The organism is Pristimantibacillus sp. PTI5 (genome assembly GCF_048572955.1).
In the GTDB taxonomy this organism is placed as follows: Bacteria; Bacillota; Bacilli; order Paenibacillales; family Paenibacillaceae; genus Pristimantibacillus.
In genome coordinates this window covers 316593-333160 of record NZ_CP183886.1, presented here as the reverse complement: position 1 = coordinate 333160, position 16568 = coordinate 316593, and the positions used below count along the sequence as shown (strand labels likewise).

The 16568-nt window shown below is 48.7% G+C and carries 20 protein-coding genes; 15 read left to right on the top strand and 5 right to left on the bottom strand.

Annotation, left to right across the window (positions count from 1 at the left end; translation table 11 throughout):
• Positions 1 to 10: 10 nt before the first annotated feature.
• The 9 genes from pilM (at position 11) to ACN6MW_RS01740 (ending at position 9126) form a co-directional block, all read left to right on the top strand.
• Positions 11 to 1054, top strand: coding sequence for a type IV pilus biogenesis protein PilM (gene pilM / locus ACN6MW_RS01780; RefSeq protein WP_419873950.1), 1044 nt, complete (start codon positions 11 to 13; stop codon positions 1052 to 1054).
• Positions 1051 to 1653: a hypothetical protein gene (locus tag ACN6MW_RS01775; protein ID WP_419873949.1), complete on the top strand. Its 603-nt coding sequence runs from the start codon at positions 1051 to 1053 to the stop codon at positions 1651 to 1653. The genes pilM and ACN6MW_RS01775 overlap by 4 nt, the downstream gene beginning before the upstream one ends.
• Positions 1654 to 1655: 2 nt before the next feature.
• Positions 1656 to 2342 (top strand): hypothetical protein, encoded by a 687-nt coding sequence (locus ACN6MW_RS01770; protein WP_419873948.1) that lies wholly within the window; start codon positions 1656 to 1658, stop codon positions 2340 to 2342.
• Between the two features lie 210 nt (positions 2343 to 2552).
• On the top strand, positions 2553 to 3623 hold the full coding sequence (hemE, locus tag ACN6MW_RS01765; RefSeq protein WP_419873947.1) for a uroporphyrinogen decarboxylase: 1071 nt from the start codon (positions 2553 to 2555) through the stop codon (positions 3621 to 3623).
• The gene (gene hemH, locus ACN6MW_RS01760) at positions 3616 to 4569 is read left to right on the top strand and encodes a ferrochelatase (protein WP_419873946.1); all 954 of its coding nucleotides are present in this window, start codon (positions 3616 to 3618) and stop codon (positions 4567 to 4569) included. Before hemE ends, hemH begins: the two co-directional genes overlap by 8 nt.
• A gap of 5 nt (positions 4570 to 4574) precedes the next feature.
• Positions 4575 to 6044 (top strand): protoporphyrinogen oxidase, encoded by a 1470-nt coding sequence (hemG, locus tag ACN6MW_RS01755; protein ID WP_419873945.1) that lies wholly within the window; start codon positions 4575 to 4577, stop codon positions 6042 to 6044.
• A gap of 99 nt (positions 6045 to 6143) precedes the next feature.
• Positions 6144 to 7463, top strand: coding sequence for a CapA family protein (locus ACN6MW_RS01750; protein ID WP_419873944.1), 1320 nt, complete (start codon positions 6144 to 6146; stop codon positions 7461 to 7463).
• A gap of 27 nt (positions 7464 to 7490) precedes the next feature.
• A complete protein-coding gene (locus tag ACN6MW_RS01745; protein WP_419873943.1) occupies positions 7491 to 8225 on the top strand; it encodes a glycerophosphodiester phosphodiesterase in 735 nt (244 codons plus the stop codon).
• Between the two features lie 34 nt (positions 8226 to 8259).
• Complete coding sequence (locus ACN6MW_RS01740; protein ID WP_419873942.1) at positions 8260 to 9126, top strand: DUF92 domain-containing protein; 867 nt, start codon at positions 8260 to 8262, stop codon at positions 9124 to 9126.
• 17 nt (positions 9127 to 9143) lie between these two features.
• Here ACN6MW_RS01740 and ACN6MW_RS01735 read toward each other — a convergent pair whose 3' ends face one another.
• Positions 9144 to 9809 (bottom strand): SDR family oxidoreductase, encoded by a 666-nt coding sequence (locus tag ACN6MW_RS01735; protein WP_419873941.1) that lies wholly within the window; start codon positions 9807 to 9809, stop codon positions 9144 to 9146.
• A gap of 87 nt (positions 9810 to 9896) precedes the next feature.
• On the opposite strand from ACN6MW_RS01735, the gene ACN6MW_RS01730 reads away from it, so the two are divergent.
• The 3 genes from ACN6MW_RS01730 (at position 9897) to ACN6MW_RS01720 (ending at position 11429) form a co-directional block, all read left to right on the top strand.
• A complete protein-coding gene (locus tag ACN6MW_RS01730; protein ID WP_419876244.1) occupies positions 9897 to 10055 on the top strand; it encodes a winged helix-turn-helix transcriptional regulator in 159 nt (52 codons plus the stop codon).
• Between the two features lie 13 nt (positions 10056 to 10068).
• Positions 10069 to 10551: a hypothetical protein gene (locus ACN6MW_RS01725; RefSeq protein WP_419873940.1), complete on the top strand. Its 483-nt coding sequence runs from the start codon at positions 10069 to 10071 to the stop codon at positions 10549 to 10551.
• A 200-nt stretch (positions 10552 to 10751) separates the two neighbouring features.
• On the top strand, positions 10752 to 11429 hold the full coding sequence (locus ACN6MW_RS01720) for a GNAT family N-acetyltransferase (protein WP_419873939.1): 678 nt from the start codon (positions 10752 to 10754) through the stop codon (positions 11427 to 11429).
• Here the strand turns inward: ACN6MW_RS01720 and ACN6MW_RS01715 are convergent.
• From ACN6MW_RS01715 to ACN6MW_RS01700, 4 genes are all read right to left on the bottom strand, one after another.
• Positions 11402 to 11758: a glycoside hydrolase family 25 protein gene (locus ACN6MW_RS01715; RefSeq protein WP_419873938.1), complete on the bottom strand. Its 357-nt coding sequence runs from the start codon at positions 11756 to 11758 to the stop codon at positions 11402 to 11404. The genes ACN6MW_RS01720 and ACN6MW_RS01715 overlap by 28 nt on opposite strands.
• Positions 11759 to 11913: 155 nt before the next feature.
• A complete protein-coding gene (pepF, locus tag ACN6MW_RS01710; RefSeq protein ID WP_364149375.1) occupies positions 11914 to 13704 on the bottom strand; it encodes an oligoendopeptidase F in 1791 nt (596 codons plus the stop codon).
• A 194-nt stretch (positions 13705 to 13898) separates the two neighbouring features.
• Positions 13899 to 14081 (bottom strand): hypothetical protein, encoded by a 183-nt coding sequence (locus ACN6MW_RS01705; RefSeq protein ID WP_419873937.1) that lies wholly within the window; start codon positions 14079 to 14081, stop codon positions 13899 to 13901.
• A gap of 133 nt (positions 14082 to 14214) precedes the next feature.
• Entirely contained in the window at positions 14215 to 14448 is a 234-nt protein-coding gene (locus ACN6MW_RS01700; RefSeq protein WP_308997409.1) for a hypothetical protein, read from the bottom strand.
• 155 nt (positions 14449 to 14603) lie between these two features.
• Between ACN6MW_RS01700 and ACN6MW_RS01695 the strand changes: the two genes are divergently transcribed.
• The 3 genes from ACN6MW_RS01695 (at position 14604) to ACN6MW_RS01685 (ending at position 16563) form a co-directional block, all read left to right on the top strand.
• A complete protein-coding gene (locus ACN6MW_RS01695; protein WP_419873936.1) occupies positions 14604 to 15305 on the top strand; it encodes a class I SAM-dependent methyltransferase in 702 nt (233 codons plus the stop codon).
• Between the two features lie 78 nt (positions 15306 to 15383).
• Positions 15384 to 15581: a cold shock domain-containing protein gene (locus ACN6MW_RS01690; protein ID WP_053376915.1), complete on the top strand. Its 198-nt coding sequence runs from the start codon at positions 15384 to 15386 to the stop codon at positions 15579 to 15581.
• Between the two features lie 262 nt (positions 15582 to 15843).
• The gene (locus tag ACN6MW_RS01685; RefSeq protein WP_364149370.1) at positions 15844 to 16563 is read left to right on the top strand and encodes a YebC/PmpR family DNA-binding transcriptional regulator; all 720 of its coding nucleotides are present in this window, start codon (positions 15844 to 15846) and stop codon (positions 16561 to 16563) included.
• Positions 16564 to 16568 lie beyond the last annotated feature (5 nt).

The following is a 16568-nucleotide window of genomic DNA, read 5'->3' as shown; positions in this document are numbered from 1 at the left end:
GGGATGAGAGATGAACCAATCCATATTGAGAAGACTAGCTAACGGGCACCAAACCCTGGGCATTGAAATTACGGATAACCAAGTGAAGATATGCGAAATTCAGCAAAAAGGAAAAAAAGACATTCGGTTATTAAACTATGCCGCAGTGCCAATACCGGCAGGCATCGTTGATGACGGCAAAGTCATCGATAAAGAGAAGCTGCAAGCTGTAGTGAAATCGGCGTTGGATTCTAAACGGTTTGGTACGAAATACGCACATTTTGCGATTCCGAGCCAGACAGCGATGGTGAGAAGCATTAAACTCCCAGATATTGCGAACGCGGAGCTGAAGAAGCTTGTACAGTTTGAGATGAAAAACAATTTAAGCATGGCGTTCGATGATCCGTCCTACGACTTCATTAAACTTCCGAGAACGGAGGCAGACCCGAAGGATGCCCAGGCAGAGGGGGCGAATTTATGCGAGGTGCTGGTCGTTGCCGCACCGACTAGTATTTTACAGGATTATGTGGATGTCTTTGAGCAGTTGAACCTCATTCCGTGCAGCATCGAGATTAAATCCTTTTCCTTGCTGCGGCTAATAGAAGAGGGCTTGCTCGAGACAGATGGGATTAACCTGATCGTCAACGTAAACGAATTAAATGCAGACATTACCATTATCGAGGATGGTCATTTCAAAATAACGCGCAATGTCGAGGTGTCTTTCAAAACCTACGTTAATGACCCTGCTGCGGAGAAAAACGCTTGGCTGGACAACTTTGCCAGCCCTGAGCAAACCTATCTGAATGCCGCGCAGGATTTGATCGCCGAGCTGGAGCGCCTAATGAATTTCTTCTATTATAATTTAAACAAAGGGGAGCGAACCTTCAGCCGGATTTGGCTCTCTGGAGATGTGCCGGAAATCGGCAAGCTGGCGGCTTTAATGGATGACAGTCTAACGCCTCCTGTATCGCTGTTCCATTGGGAGCAGCTGCCTGTAGCCGAAAGCTCGGAAGTATGGAGCATCCCGACCTATGCTGTGCCGCTAGGGCTTGCATTAAGGGGGAAGGACGCATGAAATCCATTAACTTATTGCCAGCGAAGCAAAAGTCAAGCTCGCGTAATCCGCAGCTTATGCCGCTTCTTTTGATAATGTTGGTCCTTTTGCTAGGCGCACAAATCTATTATATTGCAGCATGGCATTCCGAAGCGGACGGCGTAGAGCTGGAGAGGCTGCGCCTCGACCAGGAAATCAATCAAATCCGCAAAAGCGGCGACTTGAAAGTAAAAGTTGACGGTTATAACCAGGCACAGTCCATATTAGCGGAGCTGGAACAGACGCGGACCGAATGGAAGCCCTATTTGAAAGCGATCATCAGCCATCTGCCATCGACAACCAAAATCGTGACGATTAGCGTGGAGGACGAACCGAAATTAAAGCTGGAGCTGGATTTCAAATCGGCACTGGAAGTTACCGACTATATGCATAAGCTGGAACAAGAAGAAGATTTGAAGGATGTGGCTTTAACTTCATTCTTTAAAAAGCCGGATGATCAAACGACATCGGAGGCTGTGCCATCAGATACTGCAAGCGGACAAGCGATCAAGACAACAAGAAAAGCAGTATATAAGCTGATGCTCGACATTGAACTTTCAGACGCGAAAGGAGCTCAATAACGATGGAGATCAAGTTGAATCCGTTCAAGTCGCCGTTAACGCAAAGCCAAATGCTGTACGTTATTGCGATAACCGTATTTGCCATTCTGAATGTCGCGGCGTTATTCCTATACGTACTGCCGGAGCTTGGTGACCTGAAGGAAGCCAAGAAAGGCGTCGTACAATACAGCGCTGCGCTGCAAACGGCTCAAAGTGAATATGCAACCGAAAAAATAACAGATGTTCAAATAGAAGAGCTGCTGAACCGCGTGCCTGTAAAGAGGGCAGATTCGGTTAATATTGAAATTTTTCGCGAGCTGGCCCAAATGTCTGGTACGCCCTTAGGCTATATCACGCAAAAGAATGGGAATGATGAAGGACAGACGGCAGAGAGCGGCGTGAGCCCAAACGGTACGGTATCGACCTCGTTTGAAGTCAATGTCGTTGGACATTTGCCGAATATGCTGCTGTTTATCGATCATTTGCACAATTACCCAAGGCTGTTCGCTTTGCAAAAATGGACGATGGCCGAATTGAGCAAAGAAACGATTAACCAGGATTATCCTGACTTATATACCTTTGCTTCTATTCAAAAGGATAAAGCAGTGCTTTCCTTGCGAATGACCATTCAAACTTATATTTTCCCGCAATTTGCAGATTCCTTTACTAAGAAAAGCGAAGCGGAAGACCTCTCCGAAACAGCGGCTTAATTAAGACCGAATAGGCATTGGGAGATGACTTTGTAAGCGGGGCGTTAAGCTCCTATTTATGAAGTCCTCTTTTTTTTCATTCATCCTTCATGCAACCAAAGGCTGATTGTCATACTATTGTCATAGGAACCTTGGTGACGGCGGTTGTTAGGTTTGCCGAAAAAGGGCATAATGGAAGCATAGGAAAATACATAGAAATGGGGAACGGGAATGCCTTATAACGACCGTTTCATACGGGCTTGCCAGAAGGAACACGTTGATCAAATACCTGTATGGTACATGCGTCAGGCCGGAAGATACGATCCTGACTATCGCAAAATAAAAGAAAAATATTCACTGCTTGAAATTTGCAAACAACCGGAGCTTGCTGCCGAGGTGACGATGATGCCGATTCGCAAGCTGGGCGTGGATGCCGCCATTCTTTACTCAGACATTATGAACCCGGTGGCTTCCATCGGAATAGACTTTGATATTGTCGCAAACATCGGCCCAGTCATAGCGAATCCCATTCGTTCCGCGGCTGACATTGAACGGCTTAAACCCATAGACGTTGAAGGGGACCTCAGTCACGTTATCGAGACGATTCGGATTCTGGACCGGGAGCTTGAAGTTCCGCTGATCACATTCGCGGGAGCGCCGTTCACGATTGCGAGCTATTTAATAGAAGGAAGGCCTTCGAAAAACTATTTGCGCACGAAGGAAATGATGTACAGCGAGCCGAAGCTTTGGCATGAGCTGATGCGTAAGCTTGGCGATATGGTCATTACTTATTTACGCGCGCATATTGCGGCTGGCGGCAAAGCGTTTCAGTTGTTCGACAGCTGGGTAGGCGCATTGACGCCTGCGGACTTCCGGCAATTCGTATTGCCGACGATCGAACGCATTTTCGCGGAGCTGTCGGATTTGCCGCAGCCGAAAATTTATTTTCCAGGCGTGAGCTCAGGAGAGCTGCTTCCCGAATTGCACCAAGTAAAGGCTGATGTGATCGGTCTTGATTGGCGCGTATCGATTGCGGAAGGAAGAAGAAGACTGGATAACGGATTCGCCGTACAGGGCAATTTGGATCCTACGATTCTGACGGCGCCGATCAGTGTCATTGAATCGTATGCGAAAGAAATCATAGACAGCGGAATCGAAGAGCCTGGTTTTATTTTCAACCTGGGCCATGGCCTCTTCCCTGAAGCTTCGCTTGAGAAACTTGCTGAACTGACTGCATTTGTACATTCGTATTCGAATAAAGCCATTGCAGCACGCAGCCAGAAGGAGGCAAGTCATGTCTGAACATAAAGCGAAGCAGATCGGTGTGCTTGTCATGTCCTATGGCACGCCGGAATCTATGGATGACGTAGAAACCTATTATACGCATATCAGACGCGGGAATGCGCCGACGCCTGAGCTGCTCGCCGAGCTGAAAGGCCGGTACGAAGCCATTGTGGGGGGCGTGTTTCCACTCCGCGAAAATACAAACGGGCAGGTAGCCGGCTTGCAGGATAAGCTGGAGCAGCTGGCTCCTGGCAAATACAGCTGTTATCAGGGCTTGAAGCATGCAAAGCCGTATATCGAAGACGGTGTCGAGCAAATGGCAAAGGACGGCATTACGGAAGCAGTTGGAATCGTGCTGGCGCCTCATTATTCAACTATGAGCGTCGGCAGTTATATTAAGCGCGCGGAAGAAAAGGCGAATGAGCTTGGCATAACGATGACTTTCGTGAAGCAGTATCATATGCATCCTAAGCTGCTTCAGGCCCTAACAGACCGAGTAGTGGACGGACTTGCCCGTTTGGCGGATGCATCTAACGGTGAAGAAAACGTAAAGGTGCTGTTCAGCGCGCACAGTCTGCCTGTTAAGATTCGGGAGATGGGCGATCCTTACGAGCAGCAACTGCTTGAGACATCGGCTGCGGTAGCTAAAGCAGCGAATGTGAAGGATTGGCAGTTTACTTGGCAAAGCGCAGGCCGCACAAGGGAACCGTGGCTCGGTCCGGATATTTTGGAAACCTTGCCCGTGCTTGCAGAAGAAGGCGTTAAAGCGGTGCTCGTTGCGCCGGTGGGCTTTGTATCGGATCATTTGGAGGTATTGTATGACCTTGATATCGAAGCGCAGGCGGCTGCAAAACAGCTGGATATGACCTTGGATCGTATCGCGATGCTGAATCGCGATCCACTATATATGGAAACGTTGGCGGAATCGGTCATTGAGGCATTGGCCGGCCACGGGAAGGAATGAAAGAGATGCGGAGAATCGGAAAACCTGATCGAATTGTCATTATTGGCGGAGGGATCAGCGGACTGAGCTCCGCTTTTTATTTGCAGCGGGAAGCGGAGCGGCAGGGCAAGGAGCTTGAAATGACAATCGTAGACAGTGCTCCTGTCTTTGGCGGAAAAATAAATACGCTGCAGCGTGACGGCTTCGTCATCGAGAAAGGACCGGATTCTTTTTTGGCGCGCAAGCTGGCCATCATTGATTTGGCAACGGAGCTTGGTCTGGAAGACGAGCTGACGACAACGAATCCAGGAGCGAAAAAAACCTATATTTTGCATCAACGCAAGCTGTTTCCGATGCCGGCAGGACTTGTTCTGGGCATACCGACCGAGATTGCGCCATTCGTGAAAACCGGTTTATTGTCTTGGGGCGGAAAGCTGCGAGCGTTAATGGATTTAGTGCTGCCGGTTCGCAAGGAGCAAACGGATGAATCGCTCGGCGGTTTTCTTGAGCGGCGCGTGGGCAATCAAGTGATGCGCCGAATCGCCGAGCCGCTGCTTGCCGGTATTTATGCCGGCGACTTAAAGAAGCTTAGCCTGCAGGCGACCTTTCCGCAGTTCGCTGCATCGGAGCGCAAGCATGGAAGCCTGATTCGAGGCATGCAGCATAACCGCAAGGCGGTCGCAGCAGCAGGCGCTTTGCCGGCCGTTGCTAAGGGCGGTACCTTTTTGACGTTTAAAGGCGGTTTGAGTACGCTAGTCAATGCGCTTGACCGTGCGCTGAGCAAGGCGGAGAGGCGCCTCGGCACGAAGGTCATTGAGATAAATCGCAAAACGGACATCTCGGCGGACGCAGCTAACGATACCGCTTTGGAAGAAGACCAAGCAAGGTACGAAATTGTACTTGATAGCGGCGAGAGGCTGCTGGCAGACCGAATCGTTATGACAGCCCCAGCTTATAATGCAGCAGAGCTGCTGGAGCCTTTGACGGATTGCAGCGAGCTGCGCGCGGTCAATTATGTCTCGGTAGCGAATGTCGTGATGGCTTTTGATAAAGCGACATTCGGGATTGATTTTGACGGATCGGGGTTTGTGGTGCCGCGCTCGGAAGGGCTGCATATTACGGCCTGCACTTGGACGTCGAATAAATGGCTGCATACGAGTCCGAGCGATAAGGTTCTGCTGCGCTGTTATGTCGGACGATCGGGCGATGAGGAAAGCGTGAATCTGCCTGATGCCGAGCTGATCAAAGCCGTACGGCGCGATGTCGAAGAAACCATGGGGATTAAAGCAGAACCTGCGTTTGTAGAAATAACGAGGCTGCCGCGCTCGATGCCGCAATATCCGGTGGGACATGTTACGAATATGAAGCAGCTGCGCGATCGTTTTGAACGGGAACTGCCAGGCGTCTGGATAACGGGAGCGGCTTTCGACGGCGTCGGTCTGCCGGATTGCATAAGGCAGGGCAAGGAAGCGGCGCAGGCTATTCTAAAAGACTAAAATGCAAGATTTGTTTTCCTCTCGAAGGTGGTTCATTGCTATAATAGGAGAGTCTAACGATACAAGACTTTTAAATCGATTATAGAGGAGCCTATTTCCATGTCCATCTCACGTTCCGAAGCGTATCAGCAGGACAAGCTGAAGCGTAAAAAGCGGCTTCGCAGGCTTATCATGATTAATTTCACGCTTCTAGGCGTCATTATTATCTTGATTGGCGCATGGCTTGCGGCAGCGAATTCAGATAAATTGAAAGATGTATTTGGCATATCAAAAGGCGATAATAAAAATCAGGAACAAGCGATAAAGCCTGATGGGGCAGGGGAGACCAATAATGTCTCCGATACCGATACGGCGGAAGATCTGAATGCGCCTGCAGATGTAGACGCGTCTGAAAACACGAGTGAAAACGAATCCGAGCCCCCTGTTTCAGAAGATGAAAATACGGTAACGGAGCCAGGCGAGGCGGGGGTCAATGAAGATCAAATCAGCCTGTCATTCGTCGGCGATTTGCTGGTCGCTGACTATGTGAGCGCGATAACGGATAAGGAAGGTTATCCTTTTCTGTACAAACCCTCGATGCTTTATTTAAGCGAGCCGGATCTAACCGCCGGAAATTTGGAATTTCCGATTACGGCAAGGGGAGTTCCGGTTGAAGGAACGCCATATGTTTTCAAAGGATCGCCGGATGTCCTGCCAGCGATGCGTGATGCCGGATTTGACATTATGAGCCTGGCTAACAACCATGCACTCGATCAAGGTGTTGAAGGCATGCTCGACACGATGAACTATTTGGATGAAGCAGGCATATCGCATATGGGTGCGGGCAATAACGATACGGAAGCTTTTGCGCCCGTGATCAAAGAGGTTCGCGGCATTAAGGTCGCTTATATCGGACTGAGCCGAGTCGTTCCGTTCTCCTCGTGGAAGGCGGACAAGAACGTTGCGGGGGTAGCTGAAAGCTATGATACGCGGCGGGCGCTGGAAGCTGTCGCTAAAGCGAATAAAGTTGCGGATATCGTCGTTGTCATGGTGCACTGGGGCAAAGAACGGGTTGATCAGCCCGAGCCGTACCAGAAGGATTTTGGCAAACAATATATTGATGCGGGCGCGGATCTCGTCATCGGCAGCCATCCGCATGTGCTGCAAGGCTTTGAAATGTATAAAGGCAAATGGATCGCATACAGTTTAGGAAACTTTATTTTTACCTCTTATCCGAAGGAAACGGCAGGCGAGACAGGCGTTCTGGATGCTATTTGCACAAAAAGCGGTGATTGCGAAATGACATTCCATCCGATGTTTACGGTCAATGCGCAGCCGACTCCCTTAGAGGGGGAAAAGGCAAAAGCGGTACTCGACCGTCTCAGCTCGATTTCTTTTGGCGTAACGCTGGGGGAAGACGGCGCGCTCAAGCCTGAATAATGAACCTGCTGAAAGGATGATCGCTTCATGAATAATCCGTGCGTAGCGCACCGAGGCTGGTCCAGCCGCGCGCCGGAAAATACGATGGCAGCTATACGGTTAGCCCTGGATGATCCAAACGTGGAATGGATTGAAATCGACGTTCATCTATCGAAAGACCATGTGCCGGTTGTTATCCATGATTACACGCTGCGCAGAACGACGAATGGGAAAGGCGATGTAAAAAGCTTGACTGCTGCGCAGCTGACAGCGCTGGATGCGGGCAATTGGTTCTCTCAAAAATATCAGGGCGAGCCTGTTCCGACGCTTGCGCAGGTGCTCAAAGAGGCGGTGGGTCGCTGTAAGCTTAATATCGAGCTGAAAACAGACGGAATCCGTTACCCCATGATTGAGCAGAAGGTATTGGAATGCATTGAAGCCTACGATGCGATGAAGGAAGTGGTCATTACGTCCTTCCATGAAGGCACCTTATACCGGATGAAACGGCTCGCAAGCGAAATTCGCACCGGTCTCATTATTGACGGCTGGAGGAATACGCTGCCTAAGGAGATGAAGGAGCTTGGTACGGATTTTCTTTCCATCAGCTACACGAAGCTGAACAAGGAACGGTTCGCGCTTATGAAACAAGCCGGCATACAAGTCATGGCTTGGACGATTAACGAGAAACGAGCCATGCGAAAAATCGCCGCACTCGATCCCGAGCTTCTGATCTGCACGAATTATCCGGAGCGTTGGCATGAATTGCGCGTAGTGCGCGTTTAGCTGCTAACACCACAAGCAGGAGGTCGCTCGTTATATGGTTGGATGGATAGATGATTGGTGGCTTCGGCTCCTTGCCGGTTTACTCGGCAGCGGATTGATCGCTGCAGCTGCTTACGGCGTACGCTCGTTGTCCGCTTCAGGCGCGTGGTCGGCGGTCGTGATGGGAACAGGCTTCGTTACGCTGGGGGAACCGGTCTGGTTCGGTTTATTGATCGCTTTTTTTGTTTCTTCCAGCCTTTTGTCCAAATGGAAGCGGAAGCATCATGCCAAAGAAACGGCTGAAGCAAAATATGAGAAGACCGGCAGGCGCGATGCCGGCCAGGTCTGGGCAAACGGAGGCGCGGGCTTGATCCTTTGCGCCGCGAATGCGATCTGGGCGGATCAAGGCTGGCTGTTCGCGTACATCGGCGTGATGGCAGCCGTTAATGCGGATACCTGGGCCACCGAGATCGGTGCCCTTAGCAGGACGGCGCCGCGGTCGGTCACGAGCGGCAAGCCGGTAACGGCAGGCACGAGCGGCGGAGTCACGCCGCTCGGCAGCGCAGCAGCGCTCGCAGGCGCCGTGTTCATCGGCGCCGTTGCCGCGCTGCTGCTGGCGGCTCCGCAGCCGGCAGAGGCTGCTGCGGGTACGCCAGGCGGCGGAGTCGCAGCGGCGGCATACATCGCCGCCGCGGCCGCCGCCGGCCTGGCCGGTGCCTTCGCCGACTCGCTGCTCGGCGCAACCGGCCAGGCCATGTTTCGCTGCCAGGTATGCGGCAGCGAAATCGAACGCGCCGCGCATTGCGGCAGCGCGGCGGTGAAAGTGCGCGGCTTCGCCTGGCTGAATAACGACAGGGTGAACCTCCTGTCGTCGTTGTTCGCAGGCGTGCTGGCATGGGCAATCGGTCAGTGGATGTTATGACCGGAAACATAGACGGCTCAGGGGAGATGAGTGCCCTTGAGCCGTTTTTTTATATTGATTTGTGATGGGCACTTATGATGCCGTTTGGTCTCAAACCGACTTTTGATCGCATATGACGCGTGCTTTGCGGCATTCTTTAAGCTAACCCATGCAATGGGATGATCCGCAGGAACAGGGGATGCAAGCACATTTTCTTCGAACACTCCCGGAATATAGAGATTTTCGAGGTAGAGCGTTGGCTGCAGAAAAATGACCGGCAAACCGCTATCGCGAGCATACGCTTTTAATTCCCGTTTGATTTCAATGGCATCCGAATCCGTAAGGTTCTTGGGTACAAATACGTTCGTGTTAACGACAAGAAGCTCCACGTTTGCCAGTTTGGCTGTATCGACCGCATTTTGAAAGTAACGGCGAACAAGCGGTAAATCAAAGTTTACCGGCAGCTGAAAATATACGATTTGTACGTGTTGAATCGCCTCATATAGTGACCCGGTATCATTTAAATCACCCCGAAAGGCTGTTATGCCAGCTGCACGGAGCTGCTCAATTTGTTCCTCTGTCCGTGCCACCGCATATACCTCATAGCCGTTATGCAGCAGTTCGAGCGAAACTGCGCCTCCCTGCTTGGCTGAAGCCCCGTATACCAAACCTTCTTTTTCTCCGTTACCGTCACTGCTTTCCACTCCATATCAGCTTTTAGAAAATAGTGTAAATGTTCATTTCATATGCTATAACCATAATAGAAGATGCAATCCGGAGCGTAAGTCGAGCTGGAGCTAGAAGGTCTCATTCTTCAGGAGGTATATCATGAAATTCTGCCAAAGGTTGAATACTCCTTATCGGAGCTTGGAAAAAGCCTTTTCCCGGTACTGCTGCAGCTGCGCGACTGGGGTCTTCATAAAAAAACAATGGATTCAGAAGTGAACTAGGGGAAATGGTGCGATGGAGCATAAACGTAACGAACGGATCGAAGTGAAAAATATGAAAAGCAAATATTGCAAGAATGAGCATTTAAATATCGTAATAAACGATATTCAGCTAGATGTGTGGCTAGATCAAAAATTTCCTGGAAAAGATTTGCTAGGCTTAGTCCCGACCATGACCAATTGGCTAAACCATTCCGAGGAAATTGAGTTTTTGAGAAGGAGATACGTACAGCAAAAGGGAGTATTGCCTATCCTTATGTGCCCTGATGATTGCGATTTTCACTGTACTCTTATCGTTGCGGAATTTCATGTTGAGCACGATGCAGTTCGCTTTGAGAAAATAGGCATTGACCACAGCACCGGTGAACAATTAGCAGCTGATTATGATTGGATTGGGACGGTAGTGGAATGGTTCGATGATTGTCCCCGGTTGTTTTTCGATAAGGAAGAATATTTCCGGGAGCTCAATAAAATTTATAGGGGAGGACACATTTTTTAGTCGTTTATAACACATGAATAGCGAAAGCGCCATATTCACATCTTTAGCGATGGAGTTGGACAAAGTCAAAAAGATTCTCCCGACTAGTCCGGGCTCATATTTTTTGGTTATAGCTGACTGGAGAATGGGAATGCAACTGCTATAAAAGTTTCCGAAATAGGGCACTAATTTCAAAAATTTAATAATCACAAGGAGGCATTATGCAAGAACAGGTGGGTCAATGCCGCAAATGCGGTGTGGAGATTTTTTGTTTGGATGGTTTTTTAAACGGAGTCGTTACGCCTGAGAATGAGCTTCTCTGTATGATTTGCGCAGATGATCGGTTTATCGTTGATTGCGATGCTGTATTTTTAAGGGAGTATGTCTTAGCAGATTTGGATGCACTGCAAGCACTGACCTGGCAGCCGGAAATATATGAGCTGCTGCCAGGCTGGAACGTGTCTAGGGAGACACGTCAAGACTGGCTGGCCAATTACGAAATCGCAGAGAACAGGCAGTTCCTAAGCGCGGTTGCAGCTGGAGGGCGCATTGGAGAGCTCCGATTGCGGCTGGGCATTGTATTGAAGGAGACGGGGGAGTTCATCGGTTGGTGCTGCACAGGAATCAAAGAGGAGCTGCCGTCGCCGGGCAGGGAAATCATGTTTGCCATTTCCAAGCATCATCGCGGAAAAGGTTATACGACGCAAGCTGTGCAGGGCCTTATCAACTATTTGTTTGAAAATACCGATATCAGCGAGCTGCATGCGATAGCCCTGCTTACCAATCACCCGTCGAACAGAGTCATTCAAAAATGCGGGTTTGCTTTTTCAAGCATCATTGAGATTGAAGGCGATGCTTACAATCATTATCTTTACAGCTGTACTACGCTTATAAAATGATCGGCCTGCTGCTCGCCCGTGCTTCTTGCCGAGAAAAAATGGTAAGCGCCAGTCAAAATGCCGTTTTCTTTGGCGCCTTCCCAGTTCTGCATGAAGGTATCATCCGTAAAATCATTTCCTTCCGTCGCTTTCATATAGACAAATTGGTATTTCTCCGTTTCTGTAACCGTCTTCCAATCCACGTATCCTTGATAATGAGAAACGTCAAGACCTTTAACCTCAAACTTCATGGCAAAAATACTATTGTGCCAAATGATGCCTTTGTACTCCAATACGCAACATATAAAGATTAATCCGAGCAAGACCGCGATTATTCTTTTTGCTTTCATTTTGCCTCCTTGAGTTTACTGCTTGAACCATAACGCAGCGAATTTACTATTATGTATTTATTTTCTATTTCCATTGGACGGGCTAAGTCGGAAATTAGTTGCAAAAACAATAAAAAGACCGCCAAGTCCCCTTGACGGTCATTTCTAAATATAAGCTATTTCGTCAGCTGTTCCATTTGTCCGATCAGTTCTTCGAATACGCTCATCGCTTGCTCGATCGGTTCCGGAGAAGACATGTCGACACCGGCTTTCTTCAAAATGTTGATCGAGAAGTCGCTGCCGCCGCTCTTCAGGAAGCCGAGGTAACGCTCGACTGCCGGCTCGCCTTCCTCCAATATTTGTTTGGAAAAGCTGGTCGCAGCAGAGAAGCCTGTCGCGTATTTGTACACGTAGAAGCTGTTATAGAAATGGGGAATGCGTGCCCATTCCATTTCGATGTCTTTATCAACGACCATGCCTGGGCCGTAATACTGGACATTTAGATCATAATAAATTTGGTTAAGATCCTGCGGTGTCAGCGACTCGCCTTCTTCGGAGCGCTCATGGATGATTTTCTCGAATTCGGCAAACATCGTCTGACGGAATACGGTCGTACGGAACTGATCCGCGTAATAAGTCAGCAAGTACATTTTTTCCTTCGGATCTGTAGACTTGTTCAGAAGATAATCCATTAGCAGGGCCTCGTTCAATGTAGAAGCAACCTCTGCCAGGAAAATCGTATACTGTGCATCGCGGTAGTTCTGATTCGTGTCCGAGTAATGGGAATGAAGCGCGTGACCCATTTCATGCGTCAACGTGAACATGCTGTTTAAATTGTCTTTATGGTTGAGAAGAACATACGGATGCGTACCGAATGCGCCCCAGCTGTATGCGCCGCTGCGTTTGCCTTCATTCTCGTAAACATCAATCCAGCCGTTGTCAAAGCCTTCTTGCAGGACCTTCAAATAATCCTCGCCGAGCGGCTTCAAGCTTTCGCTTACCGTTTTCTTCGCTTCCTCGTAGGTGATGTCCAGGTTAAATTCATCAACGAGCGGCGCGAACAAATCGTACATGTGAAGCTCGTCTAAGCCGAGCAGCTTTTTCCGAAGCTCCATGTAGCGGTGCATAAGGGGAAGATGCTTATGGATGGTATCGACTAGGTTCGTATACACTTCCTTCGGAATGTTGTCACCGTAGAGGGACATATCCAGAACGGAATCATATTTGCGGGCCTTGGCGTAGAAAATATTTTTTGTAACGTTTGATGTCAAGGTCGTTGCGAGCGTGTTTTTCAGCTTGCCGTAAGTATCGTATACTGCTTTGAACGCTTCGCGGCGAACATCTTGATTTTTGCTTTCGAGAAATTGTATGTAACGGCCGTGCGTTAGCTCGATTTCTTCGCCGTTCTCGTTTTTCACCTTAGGGAACTTGAGATCCGCATTGTTCAGCATGTTGAATACCGTTCCCGGAGCGGAGCTGATATTGCCGACCTGCGCAAGCAGCGCTTCTTCGTTTTTAGATAAGACATGAGCCTTTTGGCGGCGCATTTCCTCGAGCGTATGGCGGAATTTCGCCACGGATTCATCGGAAATGATGGCATCCAGCTTTTCATCCGAGAGGCTTAGCACTTCAGGCGTAATAAAGGAGAGCGCTTCGCCGGATTCAACGCTGATTTTTTTGGATTTATCGGATAGAGCTTGATAAGTCGCTTCCGCCGTATCCTCGTGATGCTTCATATTTGCGTATACATAAAGTCGTTCCACATGCATGGAAAGCTCGTCTTCAAGCTCAAAGCAGGCTTTAAGCTGGGCGACATCGGCCAATTTGCCTTGGAATTCCGGTATTTTTTTGATTAGTGCTTTTGCTTCCGCATATTCCTTATCCCATGCCGCTTGGCTTTCAAAAATATCCTCAAGCTTCCAGCGGGTCTCAGGTGCGGATTCTGATCGTTTAGGTACGTGATTCATCGAATTCCTCCTAGGTATGGTTAAGGTTGGTGAGGCATGCCCGGTTTGGGGAGCTGCCTGATTGGAAGGAGCAGCTCCCGGTACCAGGCTTAAAGCAAGCAGCAGAGGCAGCCATTTCATCCATTTATCACCTCGGGACACAGTTTGTTTCTACTATGTCCGCAGAGGATCATGAATATTCAGTGCTCTGCCGGCTAAGCTTTACCCATCGTAAAAAATGCATAAACGATCATAAAAAACGCAAACGCAATAAATGCGATGGAAACGAGTGCAAGACCTCGGCGCAGGCCAGCGGGCAAGGAGTCGCGCTTCATAATGACGATCGCTCCAAGCGAGAAGGCTGCAATGATAAAAATAATTGAAGCTGTAGCATCCATTTGCGAGTAAATCCTCCTGATACTGAACTGGCTAAAAAAGGACAGCAGTCTAATTGTACCTATGCGCGGATACGTAACGATATGTTCGCCGCACAGGTTAATTTTTCCTGCCCGTTCATCGGAAATTCCGGGTTTATACTTCCTTTAACGCACGCATGATGGCTTCAAGCTCTTCTTCGCGGCCAACAAAGTCGGTTGCGCGGAAGCGGTTTTGTGCCCAGTGCAGCATTTCCGGACGACTGATGAACGTATGCGTGTCTTCGCCCCATTGATCGGAAATCTCCCTTACGATAAGCGTCTTGCCTTGTACTTCTACCGTCAGCATATTGTATTTGTCGGTTTTGTAGATTTCGTGTTTTTTGAACATGTTTTTTTTCATCCTTTTAGTAGTTAATTATGGTATTCTTATCATCATAGCCATTATGGCGGCGGTAATCAATATGGGGCCATAAGAAGCTGATGTCGTTGGCGCGGATTTTGCTGAGATGAGAAGAGATGAGACGAGAAGAGGAGAGTGCAGGAATGAGTAAGATGAGCTATGAGCAAATCGGTGTTGCTATGACATGCAGAAGCTATGAGGAGTATGTGAGGATGTTTGATTTAGAGCCTTCGGACTTGGCGCAGGGAGAGGTGCTCGATGTAGCTGCTGGAGGATCTTCCTTTACGGCAGAAGTGAATGCGAGAGGGTATTCCGCTTATGCTGTAGATCCGCGATACGACGCCGGGATCGAGAAATGGATTTCAGAGGCCGTGCAGGAAATCGTGACATCGACCGCAAAGCTTGCCAAGCTGCAGGAGAATTTCGATTGGAGCTATTATGGTTCGATAGAGCAGCATAGGGCAGGCAGGGAAACGTCAATCGAATTGTTCAAATCGAATGTTTTGGACAGCAGACAATCTAATCGTTACCTAGCGGGCAAGCTTCCGGAGCTTCCTTTTGGCGATGATCGATTTTCACTGATTCTTTGCAGTCATTTTATGTTTTTGTATGCGAACCAATTCGGACCTGAATTTCATATACATGCGATTATGGATTTAATGCGGATTTGTAAGCCAGGCGGTCAAATTCGTATTTATCCCCTGATTTCTTTGGACTGGAAGCCATATCCCGAGCTTGATCAGCTGCTGGATTTCATTAAGGCAAATGGAGGCAAAACGGAATTATGCCCATCGAGACTGCCATTTATTCCTGGATCCAGTCATTTTTTGAAAATTTTACTTTAATTGCTTTTTGGATTTCGGATCGATATAATAATTCTACTCGCCGTTCTAAACGGCGGTCATATCTAGGAGGTTGTTCAATTGAAAGGAACAGTTAAATGGTTTAATGCGGAGAAAGGCTACGGCTTTATCCAAACAGAGGGCGGAGAAGACGTATTTGTACATTTCTCGGCGATTCAAAGCGATGGTTTCAAATCTTTGGATGAAGGGCAAGCGGTCGAATTCGACATTACTGAGGGTAACCGCGGCGCTCAAGCGGCCAACGTCACTAAACTATAGGAACAATGTGCGAATAAACGATGGAAAAGGGCTCCCTGGCAACAGGGAGTCCTTTCTTATAATGTCAGAAAGTATAATTAATCATTTATACGATGACCATGCTTCATCGCGAAACGAGCTTTTTCGAAATGGAAGACGTCAGTTGTTTAAGCTTGTATGGTTAACCGTTTATATAATGAATGTTTGATCTCGCTTTCATTGACCAAGTCCTATCAGCGGTGATAAACTGTTGCTTGGAAACTTTGTCAGGGGAGCGAGCATAATGAAATTTAAATTGTTCAAAGACCGTAAAGGGAAGGCCGATCAGGCTAAAAATAACAAGTTCGTCAAGCTGGGACGTGAAATTTACGTTCAAGCCCGCAGAGGCGGACCCAATCCGGATGCGAACTTCGGGTTGAAAACAGCCATTGCCAATGCAAGAGCAGAGCAAATGCCGAATGATAATATCGAACGTGCGATCAAAAAGGCGGCAGGCGCCGGCGATGGCGTTGAATATGAGGATATCATGTACGAAGGCTACGGCCCAGGCGGCGTAGCGATTATGGTAAAATGCTTGACGGACAATCGGAACCGTACGGCAGCTGATGTTCGTTCAGCGTTTAACAAACGCGGCGGTAACATGGGAGAGAGCGGCTGCGTCGGCTATATGTTCGACCACAAAGGGCTGCTCGTCGTTGATCGCGAGGCGCATGAAACCGATGAGGATTCCATGATGATGGTTGCGCTTGAAGCAGGTGCAGAAGATGTTGTCGTTAATGACGACAGCTTTGAAATTTTGACGCATCCGCATGAATTCGAGCAGGTCAAAAATGCCTTGGAGCAGGAAGGCTTTACGTTCGTAAATGCCGGCGTTCGTTGGCTGCCGCAAAATATGGTCAAGGTTGAAGGCGAGAACGCGGAAAAGCTTCAAAAAATGATGGATGCTTTCGAAGACAACGATGATGTGCAGGATGTTTATTCGAATTTTGAAATCGCGGAATAGGCTGT

Excerpts from the sequence above, each read along its gene's own strand:
- pilM (WP_419873950.1), top strand. The coding sequence starts at position 11 with ATGAACCAATCCATATTGAGAAGACTAGCTAACGGGCACCAAACCCTG.
- ACN6MW_RS01775 (WP_419873949.1), top strand. The coding sequence starts at position 1,051 with ATGAAATCCATTAACTTATTGCCAGCGAAGCAAAAGTCAAGCTCGCGT.
- ACN6MW_RS01770 (WP_419873948.1), top strand. The coding sequence starts at position 1,656 with ATGGAGATCAAGTTGAATCCGTTCAAGTCGCCGTTAACGCAAAGCCAA.
- hemE (WP_419873947.1), top strand. The coding sequence starts at position 2,553 with ATGCCTTATAACGACCGTTTCATACGGGCTTGCCAGAAGGAACACGTT.
- hemH (WP_419873946.1), top strand. The coding sequence starts at position 3,616 with ATGTCTGAACATAAAGCGAAGCAGATCGGTGTGCTTGTCATGTCCTAT.
- hemG (WP_419873945.1), top strand. The coding sequence starts at position 4,575 with ATGCGGAGAATCGGAAAACCTGATCGAATTGTCATTATTGGCGGAGGG.
- ACN6MW_RS01750 (WP_419873944.1), top strand. The coding sequence starts at position 6,144 with ATGTCCATCTCACGTTCCGAAGCGTATCAGCAGGACAAGCTGAAGCGT.
- ACN6MW_RS01745 (WP_419873943.1), top strand. The coding sequence starts at position 7,491 with ATGAATAATCCGTGCGTAGCGCACCGAGGCTGGTCCAGCCGCGCGCCG.
- ACN6MW_RS01740 (WP_419873942.1), top strand. The coding sequence starts at position 8,260 with ATGGTTGGATGGATAGATGATTGGTGGCTTCGGCTCCTTGCCGGTTTA.
- ACN6MW_RS01725 (WP_419873940.1), top strand. The coding sequence starts at position 10,069 with ATGGAGCATAAACGTAACGAACGGATCGAAGTGAAAAATATGAAAAGC.
- ACN6MW_RS01720 (WP_419873939.1), top strand. The coding sequence starts at position 10,752 with ATGCAAGAACAGGTGGGTCAATGCCGCAAATGCGGTGTGGAGATTTTT.
- ACN6MW_RS01715 (WP_419873938.1), bottom strand. The coding sequence starts at position 11,758 with ATGAAAGCAAAAAGAATAATCGCGGTCTTGCTCGGATTAATCTTTATA.
- pepF (WP_364149375.1), bottom strand. The coding sequence starts at position 13,704 with ATGAATCACGTACCTAAACGATCAGAATCCGCACCTGAGACCCGCTGG.
- ACN6MW_RS01705 (WP_419873937.1), bottom strand. The coding sequence starts at position 14,081 with ATGGATGCTACAGCTTCAATTATTTTTATCATTGCAGCCTTCTCGCTT.
- ACN6MW_RS01700 (WP_308997409.1), bottom strand. The coding sequence starts at position 14,448 with ATGTTCAAAAAACACGAAATCTACAAAACCGACAAATACAATATGCTG.
- ACN6MW_RS01695 (WP_419873936.1), top strand. The coding sequence starts at position 14,604 with ATGAGTAAGATGAGCTATGAGCAAATCGGTGTTGCTATGACATGCAGA.
- ACN6MW_RS01685 (WP_364149370.1), top strand. The coding sequence starts at position 15,844 with ATGAAATTTAAATTGTTCAAAGACCGTAAAGGGAAGGCCGATCAGGCT.